This is a genomic window from Synechococcus elongatus PCC 6301 (assembly GCF_000010065.1).
Lineage (GTDB): Bacteria > Cyanobacteriota > Cyanobacteriia > Synechococcales > Synechococcaceae > Synechococcus > Synechococcus elongatus.
Window position 1 is genome coordinate 2145648 of sequence record NC_006576.1, and the last position, 14812, is coordinate 2160459.

11 protein-coding genes and 1 pseudogene are annotated in these 14812 nt (G+C 55.5%); 7 read left to right on the top strand and 5 right to left on the bottom strand.

Annotated elements, in window-relative coordinates; genetic code table 11:
• Positions 1-205: 205 nt before the first annotated feature.
• Positions 206-1504 carry a homoserine dehydrogenase gene (locus SYC_RS10665; RefSeq protein WP_011244313.1) on the bottom strand — a complete coding sequence of 433 codons (1299 nt, stop codon included), beginning with the start codon at positions 1502-1504 and terminating at the stop codon, positions 206-208.
• A gap of 295 nt (positions 1505-1799) precedes the next feature.
• Here SYC_RS10665 and SYC_RS10670 point away from each other — a divergent pair, with 295 nt between their 5' ends.
• The gene (locus SYC_RS10670; protein WP_011244314.1) at positions 1800-2714 is read left to right on the top strand and encodes a vitamin K epoxide reductase family protein; all 915 of its coding nucleotides are present in this window, start codon (positions 1800-1802) and stop codon (positions 2712-2714) included.
• Between the two features lie 354 nt (positions 2715-3068).
• Here the strand turns inward: SYC_RS10670 and SYC_RS10675 are convergent, their stop codons facing one another.
• Positions 3069-3383, bottom strand: coding sequence for a hypothetical protein (locus SYC_RS10675; RefSeq protein ID WP_011244315.1), 315 nt, complete (start codon positions 3381-3383; stop codon positions 3069-3071).
• Positions 3384-3468: 85 nt separating this feature from the next.
• Positions 3469-4236 (bottom strand): imidazole glycerol phosphate synthase subunit HisF, encoded by a 768-nt coding sequence (hisF, locus tag SYC_RS10680; RefSeq protein ID WP_011244316.1) that lies wholly within the window; start codon positions 4234-4236, stop codon positions 3469-3471.
• Between the two features lie 157 nt (positions 4237-4393).
• Between hisF and SYC_RS10685 the strand changes: the two genes are divergently transcribed.
• The 3 genes and pseudogenes from SYC_RS10685 to chlG all read left to right on the top strand — a co-directional run bounded on the left by SYC_RS10685 (position 4394) and on the right by chlG (position 6734).
• Complete coding sequence (locus SYC_RS10685) at positions 4394-4594, top strand: cytochrome b6f subunit PetP (RefSeq protein ID WP_011244317.1); 201 nt, start codon at positions 4394-4396, stop codon at positions 4592-4594.
• A gap of 31 nt (positions 4595-4625) precedes the next feature.
• Positions 4626-5702: a Get3/ArsA fold putative tail anchor-mediating ATPase NosAFP gene (locus tag SYC_RS10690; RefSeq protein ID WP_011244318.1), complete on the top strand. Its 1077-nt coding sequence runs from the start codon at positions 4626-4628 to the stop codon at positions 5700-5702.
• A 102-nt stretch (positions 5703-5804) separates the two neighbouring features.
• Positions 5805-6734 (top strand): annotated as a pseudogene (chlG, locus tag SYC_RS10695) (chlorophyll synthase ChlG).
• A gap of 54 nt (positions 6735-6788) precedes the next feature.
• On the opposite strand, the gene SYC_RS10700 reads toward chlG, so the two are convergent.
• Positions 6789-7460: a MarC family protein gene (locus tag SYC_RS10700; RefSeq protein ID WP_011244320.1), complete on the bottom strand. Its 672-nt coding sequence runs from the start codon at positions 7458-7460 to the stop codon at positions 6789-6791.
• A 349-nt stretch (positions 7461-7809) separates the two neighbouring features.
• Here SYC_RS10700 and SYC_RS10705 point away from each other — a divergent pair, with 349 nt between their 5' ends.
• Positions 7810-9798, top strand: coding sequence for an elongation factor G (locus SYC_RS10705; RefSeq protein WP_011244321.1), 1989 nt, complete (start codon positions 7810-7812; stop codon positions 9796-9798).
• A 79-nt stretch (positions 9799-9877) separates the two neighbouring features.
• On the top strand, positions 9878-10828 hold the full coding sequence (locus SYC_RS10710) for a glycosyltransferase family 2 protein (RefSeq protein WP_011244322.1): 951 nt from the start codon (positions 9878-9880) through the stop codon (positions 10826-10828).
• A 128-nt stretch (positions 10829-10956) separates the two neighbouring features.
• Here SYC_RS10710 and SYC_RS10715 read toward each other — a convergent pair whose 3' ends face one another.
• A complete protein-coding gene (locus tag SYC_RS10715) occupies positions 10957-13347 on the bottom strand; it encodes a phosphoketolase family protein (protein ID WP_011244323.1) in 2391 nt (796 codons plus the stop codon).
• A 282-nt stretch (positions 13348-13629) separates the two neighbouring features.
• Here SYC_RS10715 and SYC_RS10720 point away from each other — a divergent pair, with 282 nt between their 5' ends.
• A complete protein-coding gene (locus tag SYC_RS10720; RefSeq protein WP_011378306.1) occupies positions 13630-14811 on the top strand; it encodes an acetate/propionate family kinase in 1182 nt (393 codons plus the stop codon).
• Position 14812 lies beyond the last annotated feature (1 nt).

Here is a 14812-nt window from a genome sequence, read left to right on the forward strand (position 1 = left end):
GTGAGGAGCAGTTGGTTTTAAGAAAATCTATGATTTCTGAAAATACTAGGGGATAAATCTATGGGTTGATCCCCCAAGACCCGCAGAAATTTTCAATCGACACCCCAAGCGAAACTTATCGATGCCAATTCACAGACTGAGCAAAATCCGTTCACTTGGGGGGACGTCTCGGAACCTTGGGCTGGATAACCAGCAACAACGACCCCTAGAGAACGTGCAAGAGGTTGGCAATTGCCTGCACTAAGGGTAAGGCTTCTAGCTGCGTAATTGCCTGCCGCATGATCCCTTCTTGCACCTCGTGGGTAATCACCACCAGCTCAGCCGTTTCGCCACTGACGTCTGTCTGGACGATCGACTCGAGGCTAATCCCCTGCTCACCAAAGATTGTGCCGACTTTGCCGATGACGCCGGGGCTGTCTTGAACGACGATGCGTAGGTAAAAACGAGCGGCGGTTTCGGCCGCTGGCGCCAGCTCCACAGTTTGGAGATAGCGGCAAGCCAGCAGCGGGTCGAGGTGATCGCGATCGCTGCCAGCACTGAGGACAGCAGCGATGTTGAGGATGTCAGCCACCACGGCACTAGCCGTTGGTCCTGCCCCCGCCCCGGGCCCAAAGAACATGACCTGTCCGACGGGGTCGCCCTCGACCAAGATGGCGTTGTAGACATCGTTGACGCTGGCGAGGGGATGGCTGAGGGGTACCAAGGTCGGATAGACGCTCGCTTCCAGCCGCCAAGTATCGCCCTGGTGCTGCCGTTTGGCCTTGGCTAACAGCTTGATCGTGAAGCCCAATCCTTCGGCGTAGGCAATATCGCTGGCTGTAATTGCCCGGATCCCTTCGCAGGTAATTTGCGATCGCTCGACCCGTCCGCCAAAGGCAAGAGAAGCCAGGATGGCAATTTTGTCTGCTGCATCCCAGCCATCAACATCGGCGGTGGGATCGGCTTCGGCATAGCCCAGCCGCTGGGCATCGGCCAAAATGGGACCAAAATCCCCGCCCTCGCGCTGCATGCGCGTCAGGATGTAGTTGGTCGTGCCGTTGATGATGCCCAGAATGCCCTGGATACGGTTGGCACAGAGCGATTGCTTCAGGGGCTCGATCACCGGAATGCCGCCGCCGACTGCTGCCTCTAGCAGCACGTACACACCCGCATCAGCTGCCGCTGCAAAAATTTCCTCGCCGTAGCGAGCAATCACCGCTTTATTGGCGGTCACCACATGCTTACCGTGGGCGATCGCAGTCAGGATCAGGCTGCGCGACGGTTCTAGGCCACCCAGCAGCTCGACCACAATATCCACGGCTGGATCGCGAACAATACTCTCCAGATCAGTGGTAAGGCGATCGCGAGAAATGTCGACGCTGCGGGGTTTGTCGAGGCTACGCACCCCTACCCGATACAGCTCCAGTTCTTGCAGCAGGGGTTGCCGATCTGCAGGGTCTAGCAAAATTTGTGCTGTGCCAGTACCAACGGTCCCCAGCCCCAACAGCCCAACCTTAAATGTCACTCGTTGTTTCCAATCATCGACCGATACGGCTTGCACCATTGTTGCGTACCCTTGGTCGCTCGCAGCGATCGCTCAGCGATGTTCCCTGGCAATTGCTGGATGAGGACTAGCTCCTGCCGCAGCAATTCCAGATTGCTGAGTCGGGGCTCTTGCGGGGAGTGCCCAACTTAAACAGTTGTTGACAGACTACTTTCGACCACAGCCAGCGAGTGGGCTGAGCCGTTATTGTGGACAGCAACGACGCCACACAGAACTCTGTGGGTGTTTAGTCCCTTGGTAAGTACAGAACAGCACTATGGTGCGCAAACGTCCGACTCCTTGGCTGCATCGTTGGTCACGGCCAATCATCCTCTTCCTAGCCACCATTGGCTTGCTAGACACGGGCTACATCACCCTAGAGAAGTTCGGCATTATTCAACAGACAGTTTGCCCCCTGTTTGGGGGTGGCTGCTCCCAAGTCCTGAATAGCCCCTACGCGGTGTTCTTTGGCCTGCCGCTATCGCTGTTTGGGGCGATCGCGTACTTCAGTGCTGGTGCTCTGGCTGCGATTCCCCTGTTTGTCAAAGCGGAGCAAGCCAAAAGCCTGCGCTTACAGCTTGAGAAAACCACTTGGCTCCTACTGTTTCTGCTCTCGACAGCCATGGTGGTCTTTAGCGCCTACCTCATCTACCTGATGGCCTACGAGATCAAAGCCTTTTGCTTCTTCTGCGTGGGCTCTGCCATCCTCTCGTTGGGAATTTTTCTCGTGTCACTCTTTGGTCACGACTGGGAAGATCTCGGTCAGGTCCTGTTTGGCGGCTTCATCACTGCGATTGCTGTGTTAGTGACCCTGCTAGGAATCTATGCCGGTGGCAGTGAGAATCCGGCCTTGGCCGATCAAGGTCAGACCGGCCCGCCAATCGTCAATGTTTCCAAGCCAGCTGCGGTGTCCTTAGCTGAATACCTGACCAAGACAGGCGCCAAGATGTACAGCGCTTACTGGTGCCCTCACTGTCACGACCAAAAAGAACTGTTTGGTCAACAAGCGGTTCAAAAACTGGATGTTGTGGAATGTGATCCCCAAGGTCGCAATGCTCGCCCCCAACTGTGTCAGCAAGCTGGCATTCAAGGGTTCCCAACTTGGGAAATTAATGGGAAACAGTATTCCGGTACGCGGCCCCTCCAAGAACTGGCGAAACTGTCGGGTTATACCGGTCCGCAAAACTTCTAGATTTTCAGAGCCTCTAACCATTTGAGAGAGTGCTGAAATCACTTCCCTAGGGCCGCTATCGCGGCCTTTTTTATGGTGGTCAGATGTTGCTTGACTCCGATTTCCATAAGCAACAGCGACTGAAGATTGCGCTGGACTAAGCAATGAGCGGGCTCGAGCTGGATAGGCGATCGCCCCCCGCCAAGGTTTTTTGGGTGAGTCACTGGTCAACAGAAGCGATCGCTCTGCGTGAGACAGACTGCTACTGACCTCGAGTTGGCAGCTAACCAGGGCAGACTAATCCGTGAGCCGCCCCAATCCATTCACTGCGCAAAGTCAGGGCTAGCGGGTGGATTCAGTTGAATGACTGGACCGCTACTCAGCCGTGCTTAACAACATCTCAGCCCAAGCATTCGCCTGAGCAGGGCCAGCATTGGTCGGTTGATTCAGTTCCATCAGCCAACCCAGAGATTCCTCGCCCCAGTCGGGAGCGATCGCTTGCTGTCCCGAGTAGCCGAGATACCCCATGTAGCTGTTCGTCAGCATGTAGACCGCCACTAGGGCAGCCGCAGCCGAAGAGACCAGGAATCCTGCCAACATTAGTGAGAACTCACGACGGTCGATCGCTTGCCGCATTAGCTGCAAGGCCCAAAGCACAAGGGCTACGACGACTAGCAGGATCAAGAACATTCGGCCACAGGGGTCAAGGGGATTTGGGGGCGCTGTTAACTATTGTAAAGTTTTTCCCAGGTTTAGTCCCTGCACCTGCTCTTTCTTAAGGTCTTGTGGGGATTTGCGCCGATCGCAGGTGGTCTTTGATTTCAGCGATGGTGAGCTGGCCGTAGTGTAGGAGCGAGGCTAGCAGTGCTGCTTCGGCGTGCCCGGTGCGAAAGGCTTCAGCAATGTCTTCGCAGGTGCCTGCACCGCCGGAGGCAATCACGGGAATTTCAACGCGATCGGCGATCGCACGGGTCAGCTCCAAGTCGTAGCCTGCCTGAGTACCATCGGCATCCATGCTTGTGACCAGCAACTCGCCCGCGCCGTTACGGGCGACGGTTTCTGCCCAAGTCAGGGCATCAATCCCAGTGTTTTCGCGGCCACCGCGCACATAGACATCCCAACCCGGATTGTCGGGATCTGTGCGACGACGGGCATCGATCGCCACCACAATGCACTGACTCCCGAAGCGATCGCTGGCACGACGAATCAGATCGGGGTCACGCGCAGCAGCAGAGTTAATGCTGACCTTATCGGCTCCAGCCCGTGGCAATTGTCGGATCGTCTCAAGGTCATTAATGCCGCCGCTCACGGTCAGCGGAATGAAGACTTGCTCGGCAGTCCGATAGACCACATCCACCAAGATCTGACGCTCTTCATGGGTAGCCGCGATATCGAGGAAGACCAGCTCATCGGCACCGGCTGCATCGTAGGCCTGCGCGAGTTCAACCGGATCACCCGCATCGCGCAAATCAACAAAGTTGACCCCTTTGACAACACGCCCCGCTTTGACATCGAGGCAGGGCAAAATGCGCTTGGCAAGCATGGGGTCCGACTAGAGCAGCAACTTCTCTCCACTCTACGATTTGGACCAAGGGCTGCGATCGCTTGGCCTAGGGCGGAGGGTCCGTCTTCGCAACCAGCGGTGTCGGGGGAAACAGGCTGATAGACTGAAAAGCGGCCTATGTACAGACGACTCAATCATGGAGATTGGACAAAAAGTTCGGGTTCGCCGCATCCGCGATCGCGTGCCTGCAGAATTGGTGAGCCGTTTGCAACAATCTCCGGTCGGCGTGATCAAGGCGTTCAAGATTGTCGATGGCAAAGGTCTGGGCGTCATTGTCCAGTTTGGCAACGACTTCAGCACTTGGTTCTTTGAAGACGAAGTTCAACTCGAAGCCTAGGGGCTAAGGTGCGGGGTCTCAGCGGGCCAGCATGACTCAAATTCTTTCGTTCCTGGGTAAGGGCGGTAGTGGTCGAACAACGGCTGCGATCGCCCTTGCTCGTCAGTCGGCTGCCAGCGGTGCTCGGACCTTGGTGCTGAGTTTGGGCAGTGATCCGTCGCCAGATATGTTGCTGGACAAAGATTTGGTGGCAACACCGACCGTGATCTCGCCCAACTTGGAGGCGGTACGAATTCCGTCTACGGTAGCGATCGGCAAGGGATGGGAAGAATTACAAGCCCTTGAAGGTCAGTATCTGAAGACACCCTTCCTCCGCAACATTTACAGTTCTGAGCTGGCCCTGTTGCCGGGCTTTGAGCCTTTATTACTGCTGACGGAATTGCGGCGTTGGCTCGAGCAAGGCTACGACCGGATTTGCCTTGATGGCCTCTCTAGTCCAGAACTACTGCGCCTTTGGGGCGTTCCTGAGAGTTTGGATTGGTATCTGCGGCGCTTTCGAGGGGCGATCGCCGATTCAGAGTTTGGTCGGAATTTAGGGCCGTTTTTACCTGCTTTATCTGCGGCGGTCTTTAGTGTTGGCCTCAGTCTTGATGACTGGGGACCGGCGGCTCGCCTGCTAGAAACATCGCTCGAACAAGGGCGATCGCTCTTGGCCGATCCGCGCAAAGCAATGGCGATTCTGACCACGCGCAGCGATCGCGTCTCGCAGGCCGTGGCTTTGCAATGGTGGGGGGCGGCGCAACCGATTGGTTTACGTGTCGGTGCCGTACTCGCTAGCGAGAGTTCAGGCTTGGACGACCTCAAGCGCGACTTTGCGCCCTTGCCCGTTTTTTCACTGAGTTCTGCCGCGTCTGATTCGGTGCTGCCCAGCTTTGATGTCTTGAATCATGCCCCGGAGCCACTGAGTATCGATTTGCAGGCGCGACAGATTCGGTTGTTCTTGCCGGGCCTCGCCAAAGAAGCGGTCAAACTCTCGCAATCCGGCCCAGAGATTACCATTGAAGCCGGCGATCAGCGGCGTAATTTACGGTTGCCGGTTGCCCTGCAAGGACGAGCTGTGACTTCGGCTCGTTTCCAAGAGCAGTCTTTGATCCTGTCCTTTCAATAGTTAGCGGTCGCGATGTCTGAGCAACCCGTTACGCCTCCCGCGATCGAAGACATTGCCCCTGAGGATACTGCCAGCGGAGCGAAGGCGCGCCAACTCCTTGGCATGAAAGGGGCGCAAGCCGGAGAAACGTCGACCTGGAAGATTCGGCTGCAATAGATGAAGCCGATCACTTGGATTCCCTTGATTTGGGGTGTGGTGTGTGGTGCGGCTGCTTCTGGCGGCTATGAATGGCGCTTCGATCATGTCTTGATTGCCGCAGCCTGCATGTTGATGTCGGGGCCGTTACTGACTGGTTACACCCAGACCATTAACGACTACTACGATCGCGAAATTGATGCGATCAACGAACCCTATCGACCGATTCCGTCCGGTGCGATTTCCCTGAGTCAAGTGCAGGCCCAAATCTGGGTGCTATTATTGGCGGGAATTGCGATCGCTTTTGGACTGGATCGCTGGGCCAATCACGACTTCCCGATCATCACTGCTTTGGCGATCGGCGGCTCGTTTGTCTCCTATATCTATTCCGCTCCGCCCCTGAAACTCAAACAAAATGGTTGGCTGGGGAACTACGCCTTGGGTGCCAGTTACATCGCTCTGCCTTGGTGGGCGGGTCAAGCCCTATTCGGCCAACTGAGCTGGACGATTGTAGTCGTCACCTTGGTCTATAGCTTGGCTGGACTCGGGATCGCTGTTGTCAACGACTTCAAGAGTGTCGAAGGCGATCGCGCCTTGGGCCTAAAGTCTCTGCCGGTTTCCTTTGGTATCCAAACCGCCTCTTGGATTTGCGTGTTGATGATCGACCTGTTCCAGTTGGCGGCAGCCGGCTATTTGGTTGCGATCGGTCAGAATCTCTACGCGGCCATCTTGGTGCTGCTGATCATTCCGCAGATTACCTTCCAGGACATGTATTTCCTGCGTGATCCGCTGGGTAATGATGTCAAATATCAAGCTAGTGCTCAGCCGTTCTTAGTTCTCGGTATGTTGGTCACGGCGCTGGCGATCGGTCATAGCACAGTCGCAACTGTGTTCTAATTCTCCACGTTCACTGAACTGACTGTGTCTGAAGTCCCTGGGTGACGCGATCGCTCAGGGACTATTGATAATGGCCCGATTGATAAAGCCAATCGTAGCTTCGCCCAATCCATTCAAAATGAACTGAACTCCGATTGCCGCTAGCATTAATCCCAAAAGACGGGAGGTAATTTCTAATCCGAGATCACCCAAGATCCGCTCGAACCAGCTGGCAACTGAAAGCGTGAGCCAACTCACTATACAAATAGCAATGACTGCGCCAATTAAGCCCAAGTTGGTTGCTAGGTTATTGGCTAAATTGCCGTAAAGAACAGCGGTGCTAATTGAGGCAGGGCCGACAAAGATCGGGATACCTAAAGGGATGAAAAAAGATTGATAGACGGTTTCCGCTCGACGAAACGCGCTCTTAATCCCAATGTCAGCAAGCTTTTGGTTGGCTTTCGTGCGATCGCCTTGAATCATGTTGATACCAATCAGCAGCAAAATGATGCCGCCGGCAATCCGAAAAGCGGCCAAAGAAATCCCGAAGAAGCGAAGGATGGCGGTGCCGCTCAGCAGGAACACTAGCTGAGAAATAAAAACTGTCAGCACTAAAAAGAGAGCAAGCAGACGTTGAACCGAAGGCTTTTCCTTGCCCACGTAGCTGATGAAGATGGGAAGATTGCCCAGAGGGTTGGTGACGGCAAAGAGAGCGACTGCAAAATTCAGCACTAAGGGCCAATTCATAGCAACTTTGGCCAAGTGAATAAGTTCAAGCGCTTGAAGACTCCGATTGCAAACTTCGGGGCGGGAAGCGCGGTATATGCTCAACCCCTCGTTCTACTCTGCCATCAATCCCTCAGGCCTGATTGGCCAACAACCCTGTTCTGAGCAGTAGAGTTCTCGCCCGAACTGAGAACAGAAGAAAAGCTTTCAGTCGTGTTTAGGACGTAGCGATCGCCCTACAGTGCTATCAGAGCGCGAGCCCTCAGGTGCGCTCCCGGACGCTGATTTGCCCATCTGCACGCTTCCTTGGCCGGAGGTCGAGCCACCTGCACTCTGACAATGGCTGCTGGCACAGCAGCAGGGGAGCTCTATGCAAGATCACAAGCTGGGTCGCCGCAATATTGCGATCGTAGGGCCTTATGGCTCTGGTAAAACCAGTCTGCTAGAAAGTCTGCTGGCGGAACTCGGGGCAATCAATCGGCCGGGTCGCGTCGATGCTGGTAATACGGTCGGCGATAGCTCGCCCGAAGCGCGATCGCGGCAAATGACCGTTGAGATCAATGTTGCTAATACTGACAGTCTGACCTTCTTGGACTGTCCAGGTTCGGTGGAATTCCAGCAGGAAACCTGGAACGCTTTGATTGGGGTTGATGGGGCGATTGTTGTCTGCGAAGCCGATCCCGATCGCGCCTTGACCCTCGCCCCGATTTTCCACTTTCTCGACAGTTGGGAAATTCCCCACTGCGTCTTTATCAACAAGCTCGAGCGGGCAACGGAAGCGCGTTGGCAAGCCACCCTCGATAGCCTGCGCAGCTGCTGTAGCCGGCCACTGGTGGCGCAGCAGTATCCCTTATTCCAAGGCGATCGCGCCGTGGGCTTTGTCGATCTGATCTCTGAGCAGTCCCATTCCTTTGGCGAAGCGCTCAACCTGCCGCTATCGATGGCAGAGTCCGTAGCTCGCAACACGCTGCTGGAAACTTTGGCCGACTACGACGACCATTTACTTGAGGAACTACTGGAAGAAATTGAGCCGCCCGTTGAAGAAATCTTGGACGATCTGCGTCAAGACGTCAGTGCCGATCTGATTGTGCCGGTGTTGACGGGGAGCGCTCAGTTGTACTGGGGAATCTCAGCACTATTAGCAGCGCTGCAGCAGGAGATGCCGACCCCAGCGGAGACGGTGCAACATCGCCGCCTGATTCCCTGCGATCGCCCAGTGGCGCAAGTCCTGAAAACCTTCTTTCATCCCCAGGCGGGCAAACTCTCCCTCATTCGACTCTGGCAGGGTGAGCTGCAGGAAGGCGATACCTTGGATGGCGATCGCCCCAGTGGCATTTACCGGATGATGGGCGATCAGTTGCAATCGGTGCAGCAGGCTCGCAGTGGCGAGATTGTGGCCCTGGGCCGGATGGAATCAGCCCTGACTGGCGACAGTCTTGGCTTGGATGCTGTCGATAGTCCGTTGCCACGGGTCGCGATTCAGACGCCGGTTTATGCTCTGGCACTCACGCCCGAGCGGCGCAGTGATGAAGTCAAACTCGGCAATTGTCTGCGTCGTCTTCAAGAAGAAGATCCGTCTCTGCAGTGGGAACAGCACGGCGATACCCATGAGGTGATCCTCTGGGGACAAGGTGAAATTCATCTGCAAGTGGCTCTCGATCGCTTGCGCCGCAAGTACAACCTGCCGATGAGCACACACCTGCCGCAGGTGCCCTTCCGCGAAACGATTCGCAGCGCGGTCAGTGGCGTCCACGGGCGCTATAAACACCAGACCGGCGGCCATGGTCAGTTTGGCGATGTCTATCTCGACATCCAACCGCTGCCTCGGGGTGAAGGCTTCCGCTTCCAAGAAACGGTTGTCGGTGGCGTGGTGCCGCGCCAGTACATTCCTGGGGTCGAATCGGGAGTGCGCGAATTTCTGGAACGCGGGCCGCTGGGTTTCCCCTTAGTGGATGTGGAAGTGACACTGACCCATGGGTCGTACCACAGCGTCGATAGCTCCGAGCAGGCTTTCCGGCAGGCAGCTCGCTTGGCGATGCAGTCCGGCATTCCGGCAGCAGAACCGCTGCTACTGGAGCCGATCCTGCAAGTCGAACTCTTCGCCCCAGCGGTGTTTACCTCCTCTATGCTGCGGTTGCTGAGCGGTCATCGTGGCCAAATCCTTGGCTATGAGTCCTGCGACAACCGCGAGGGTTGGGATCAGGTCAGTGCTTATCTGCCTCAAGCCGAAATGCAGGCCCTTGGTATTGAGTTGCGATCGGTGACTCAGGGCGTGGGCTTCTTCCACTGGCGGCATAGCCACCTCGCGGAGGTTCCAGAACGGCTGCAGCAACAGCTCCTGAGCGATCGCAGTCAATAGACGATTCAGCGATCGCCCCCTAGAGCGACCCGGCTGCCTCACGCCTCGGCGATAATGGGCAGGAAAGGCCGGGCGCTCTATGGTGTTTTTTAGCGTCGTTGTCCCCACCTACAACCGTCGTCCCATTCTGGAAAAATGTCTGCGTGCTCTCGAGCAGCAGCAAATTTCAGCTGAGACAGCGATCGCGGGCTATGAAGTCGTGGTGGTTGATGACGGATCCACGGATGGCACGGTGGACTGGCTGAAAGCGCAAGCCTCCGAATTTCCGCACGTCCGTTTGTTTGAGCAGGATCATCAAGGCCCCGCTCGAGCGCGTAACTTGGGGGTCCAGCAAGCCCAAGGCGACACGATCATCTTTATCGATAGCGACTTGGTGGTGACGCCGCCTTTCTTGCAGGCTCACGCTACAGGCTTGGAAAAAGGGCGACAACGCCTTGGCAGCGATCGCTGCTTTACCTACGGCGCGGTGATCAATACCTGTAACTTCGATAACCCGACAGCGGAACCGTTCAAAGTGACGGACTTTTCCAACGCTTACTTTGCAACGGGCAACGTCGCGATCGCCCGTCACTGGTTGGAGACTGCGGGACTGTTTGATACCGCCTTTCAGCTCTATGGCTGGGAGGATTTGGAACTGGGGGTTCGCCTTAAGAACCTGGGGCTAAAGCTCATTCGTTGTCCAGAAGCTGTTGGCTATCACTGGCATCCGCCCTTTAGCTTGGAGCAAATTCCCAAGCTGATCGATCAGGAATCCCAGCGAGGCCGCATGGGAGTGCTCTTTTACCAGAAGCATCCGACTTGGGAAGTGCGGCTGATGATTCAGATGACCTGGCTGCACCGCTTGCTCTGGGGCACGCTTTCGCTCGGCGGATTCTTGAATGAGCGAACTTTGCGACCGCTGTTGGCTTGGTTGTTGAAGCGCGATCGCCCACAACTGGCGCTGGAAATCGCCCGCATTTTCCTGAACTGGAACAACGTCCGCAGCGTTTACGCCGCCTATCGGGAATCTCAAGGCTTAGCCTCTTCCTGAGTGGCGATCGCGCCTGATTTTCACTGGCACGCGGTCGCTATCAACACGATCAACAGAGCCCTAGCTTCCCTCTTAACTGAAGTGAGCTAGGGCTATTACTTTGAGTTGCTATCCAGAAGAATGGCTATCTAGAAAGGCCATTGCCACTGATTGATTTCAGGGCGATCGATCCCTTCTTGATAGGCATATTGAATGTGGTCGTGGATTTGATCCTTGAGCCACTCTTTGACATGGGCACCGCGATCACGTAGATGCGGAACGCGATCGATCACATCAATTGCAAGGTTAAAGCGATCGACTTGATTGCGAATCGCTAGCTCTAATGGCGTATTGATGTTGCCAACTTCCTTGTAGCCGCGCACGTGCAAGTTGTTGTGATTGTGGCGGCGATAGGCCAGTTTGTGAATCAGCCATGGGTAGCCATGGAAGTTGAAGATAATCGGCTTGTCAACCGTAAATAGGCTATCGAAATCACGATCGCTTAACCCATGGGGATGTTCGGTATCCGGCTGAAGACGGAACAGATCCACCACATTAACAAAGCGAATTTTGAGATCGGGAAAATGCTCACGGAGCAACGCTGTTGCCGCCAACGCTTCCAAGGTGACGACATCACCGCAACTAGCAATCACGACATCCGGTGAAGCTCCTTGGTCATTGCTTGCCCAATCCCAAATGCCAATCCCTTTAGCGCAGTGGCGAGCAGCTGCCTCAGCATCGAGATACTGAAGGTGACTTTGTTTGTCCGCCACGATGACGTTGATATAGTCTGTGCTGCGCAGACAGTGATCAGCAACGGAGAGTAGACAGTTGGCATCCGGCGGTAGATAGATGCGGGTGACTCGTGCACTCTTATTCGTAACCAGATCAATAAAGCCGGGATCCTGATGGCTAAAGCCATTGTGATCCTGTCGCCAAACGGTCGAGGAGAGCAGGATATTTAACGACGAAACAGGGGCTCGCCAATCGACTTCCCGCTTGCTGACATCCAACCATTTCGCATGCTGATTGACCATCGAATCAATCACATGGGCAAAGGCTTCATAGGTGGCAAAAAAGCCGTGGCGACCCGTGAGCAAGTAGGCTTCGAGCCAACCTTCGAGGGTGTGTTCACTCAGAATTTCCATGACCCGGCCGCGATCGCTCAGGTGGCCGCCATCCTCATCCTCAGGAATGCGATCGCCCAGCCAGACTTTCGAAGTGACTTCATAAACCGCATCTAGCCGGTTCGAGGCCGTTTCATCCGGCCCAAACAGGCGGAAGTTATCGGGATTGTGACGGATCACCTCGCGCAGGAATTGACCCAGCGGTCGCGTTGAATCTGCACGGCTTTTGCCAGGAGCCGGTACAGACACTGCTTGATCGCGGAAATCTGGCAGGGTCAAGGCACGCCGTAGCAAGCCGCCATTTGTAACTGGGTTTGCACTCATCCGCCGATCGCCGATTGGTGCGATCGCTTGCAGTTCTGCGACTGGTGCGCCACTTGCATCAAACAATTCTTCCGGTCGGTAGCTGCGGAGCCAGTCTTCCAGCAGTTGCAAATGCTCAGGATTCGTCAGCACATCAGCCATTGGTACTTGGTGCGATCGCCAAGACCCTTCAACAACGTGCCCCTTGATCGTGGCGGGGCCGGTCCAGCCTTTGGGTGTGCGCAGCACAATCATTGGCCACATCGGGCGATCGCTACTTTCTCCCGATCGTGCCGCGGCTTGAATCGCCTGAATCTTCTGAACACAAGTCGCTAGGGTGCTAGCCATCACGCCATGCAGGATGGCGGGATCATTGCCTTCGACGAAAAAGGGTTCGTAGCCGTAGCCAATAAACAAACTGCGCAGCTCCTCATGGGAAATCCGCGACAGCAAGGTGGGGTTGGCAATTTTGTAGCCGTTGAGGTGCAGAATCGGCAGCACCGCTCCATCCTGCGCCGGATTCAGGAATTTATTGGAATGCCAAGAGGTTGCCAGCGGGCCAGTTTCGGCTTCGCCGTCACCAATCACGCAGGCCACAATCAGGTCGGGATTATCCAACGCCGCCCCAAAAGCGTGGGAGAGGCTGTAGCCCAACTCGCCACCTTCGTGGATCGATCCGGGTGTTTCGGGCGTGCAGTGGCTGCCAATGCCGCCGGGGAATGAAAACTGCTTGAAAAATTGTTGGAGTCCAGCGGTCGACTGCTGACAGTTGGGATAGACCTCACTGTAAGTTCCCTCGAGCCAAGCATTCGCCAGTAGTGCCGGAGCGCCGTGACCTGGGCCTGTGACGTAGATCAGGTTGAGATCCAAGCGGCGGATCAAGCGGTTGAGATGAACGTAGACAAAGCTCAAGCCGGGATCGCTTCCCCAGTGCCCCAGCAACCGCTGTTTGATATGTTCGGGCCGCAGCGGTTCTTGCAGCAGCGGATTATCTCGTAAATAAATTTGCCCAACCGACAGGTAGTTGGCGGCTCGCCACCACGCATCGATCGCAGCCTGTTCGTTGGGACTTAGTGTGGCAATATCCGTCGCTTGCAAGGTACTTGTCATCGCTGACTCAACCAAAATGAACGCTATCGCGATCCCGAATATTTTTATGTTTTCATTACGATCGCAGTCATATTCTGCAATGTCGCTGAATAGAATCGGGACGGACTGTTAAAACCCTATCGCAAAATAAAAATAACGGCGATCGTGGAGAATGGTTGCTCAGCCAGCCTTTCCAGCTCTCTTCAAAACTAAAAAATTTTAGTAATCATTGCAGGTTGATGTGATTAAGCACACATACATTGTTGGCTATGGTTGTTAAATACCCAAAAGGAGCACTGACGATTGCAACTACTAACCTTCAATGCAGGTTCCAGTAGCTATAAATTGTCAGGATTTGAGATCACAACAGCTGCGGAGCAAACAGATCCCGTCTGGCAAGTCCAAATTGATTGGAAAACCGATCGAGCGGCGACGCTGACGCAGCCCGGACAGCCTGTTCAGATGCTGGATAGCAGCGATCGCAGGGCTTGGCTTGAAATAGCGCTAGAGACATTGCCCGATCGCAGCGCGATCGCGGCGGTGGTGCACCGGGTCGTTCACGGTGGACAGCAACAAGCTCCCGCTGTGGTGACGCCAGAGCTGAAAGCGACGATCGCCGCCGCCGCTAATTTAGCGCCCTTGCACAATCCCCTCAATCTGGCGGGGATCGAGCAGATGGAGCAGTTGTTTGGCCTAGCGATGCCTCAGATTGCTGTGTTTGATACGGCCTTTCATCAGCAAATGCCAGTGGCTGCGGCCATCTATGGCGGTCCCTATCACTGGTGGGAGCAAGGATATCGGCGCTATGGCTTCCACGGCATCAGTCATCAATATCTGGCGGAACGCTGTGCCCAGTTGAGCGATCGCTCTCTCTCGAATTTGCAATTAGTGACCGCGCATTTAGGCAATGGGTGCTCGCTGGCGGCGATTCGTAATGGCCATAGTGTCGATACCAGTATGGGCTTTTCGCCGTTGGAAGGCCTAGTGATGGGCAGTCGGAGTGGCACAGTCGATCCGGGCTTACTCCTGCATCTCTTGCAACAGCCAGATTGCAGCCCCAGTCAGCTCAGCACGGTCCTGAATCAGCAATCGGGGCTTCTAGGTTTGAGTGGTCGCTCCAATGATGTGCGGGCGTTGGCGATCGCAGCGGACGCCGGGGATCAGCGATCGCAGTTAGCGTTAGCAGCCTTTACCCACAGTCTGCGGCGACATCTTGGGGCAATGTTGGCCAGTCTGACGCGGCTTGATGCGCTGGTGTTTGCCGGTGGGATCGGCGAAAACTATCGGTCGCTCTGGCCAGCGGTCTGCGAACACTTTGCGGGCATGCCGATTCGGCTTGATCCGGAAGCGATGGCTGTTGCAGGCGATCGCCGCATCAGTACGCCAGATTCTGCGATCACCGTTTGGGTGATTCACAGTCGTGAGGACTGGCAGATGGTGCAGTTGGCCCTGCCTTTGCTTCGATCCCCACAGTCTTTCAATTGAG

Coding starts and splice junctions, on each gene's coding strand:
- SYC_RS10705 (WP_011244321.1), top strand. CDS start 7,810: ATGCAAGATCACAAGCTGGGTCGCCGCAATATTGCGATCGTAGGGCCT.
- SYC_RS10700 (WP_011244320.1), bottom strand. CDS start 7,460: ATGAATTGGCCCTTAGTGCTGAATTTTGCAGTCGCTCTCTTTGCCGTC.
- SYC_RS10710 (WP_011244322.1), top strand. CDS start 9,878: ATGGTGTTTTTTAGCGTCGTTGTCCCCACCTACAACCGTCGTCCCATT.
- SYC_RS10675 (WP_011244315.1), bottom strand. CDS start 3,383: ATGTTCTTGATCCTGCTAGTCGTCGTAGCCCTTGTGCTTTGGGCCTTG.
- hisF (WP_011244316.1), bottom strand. CDS start 4,236: ATGCTTGCCAAGCGCATTTTGCCCTGCCTCGATGTCAAAGCGGGGCGT.
- SYC_RS10685 (WP_011244317.1), top strand. CDS start 4,394: ATGGAGATTGGACAAAAAGTTCGGGTTCGCCGCATCCGCGATCGCGTG.
- SYC_RS10670 (WP_011244314.1), top strand. CDS start 1,800: ATGGTGCGCAAACGTCCGACTCCTTGGCTGCATCGTTGGTCACGGCCA.
- SYC_RS10715 (WP_011244323.1), bottom strand. CDS start 13,347: ATGACAAGTACCTTGCAAGCGACGGATATTGCCACACTAAGTCCCAAC.
- SYC_RS10690 (WP_011244318.1), top strand. CDS start 4,626: ATGACTCAAATTCTTTCGTTCCTGGGTAAGGGCGGTAGTGGTCGAACA.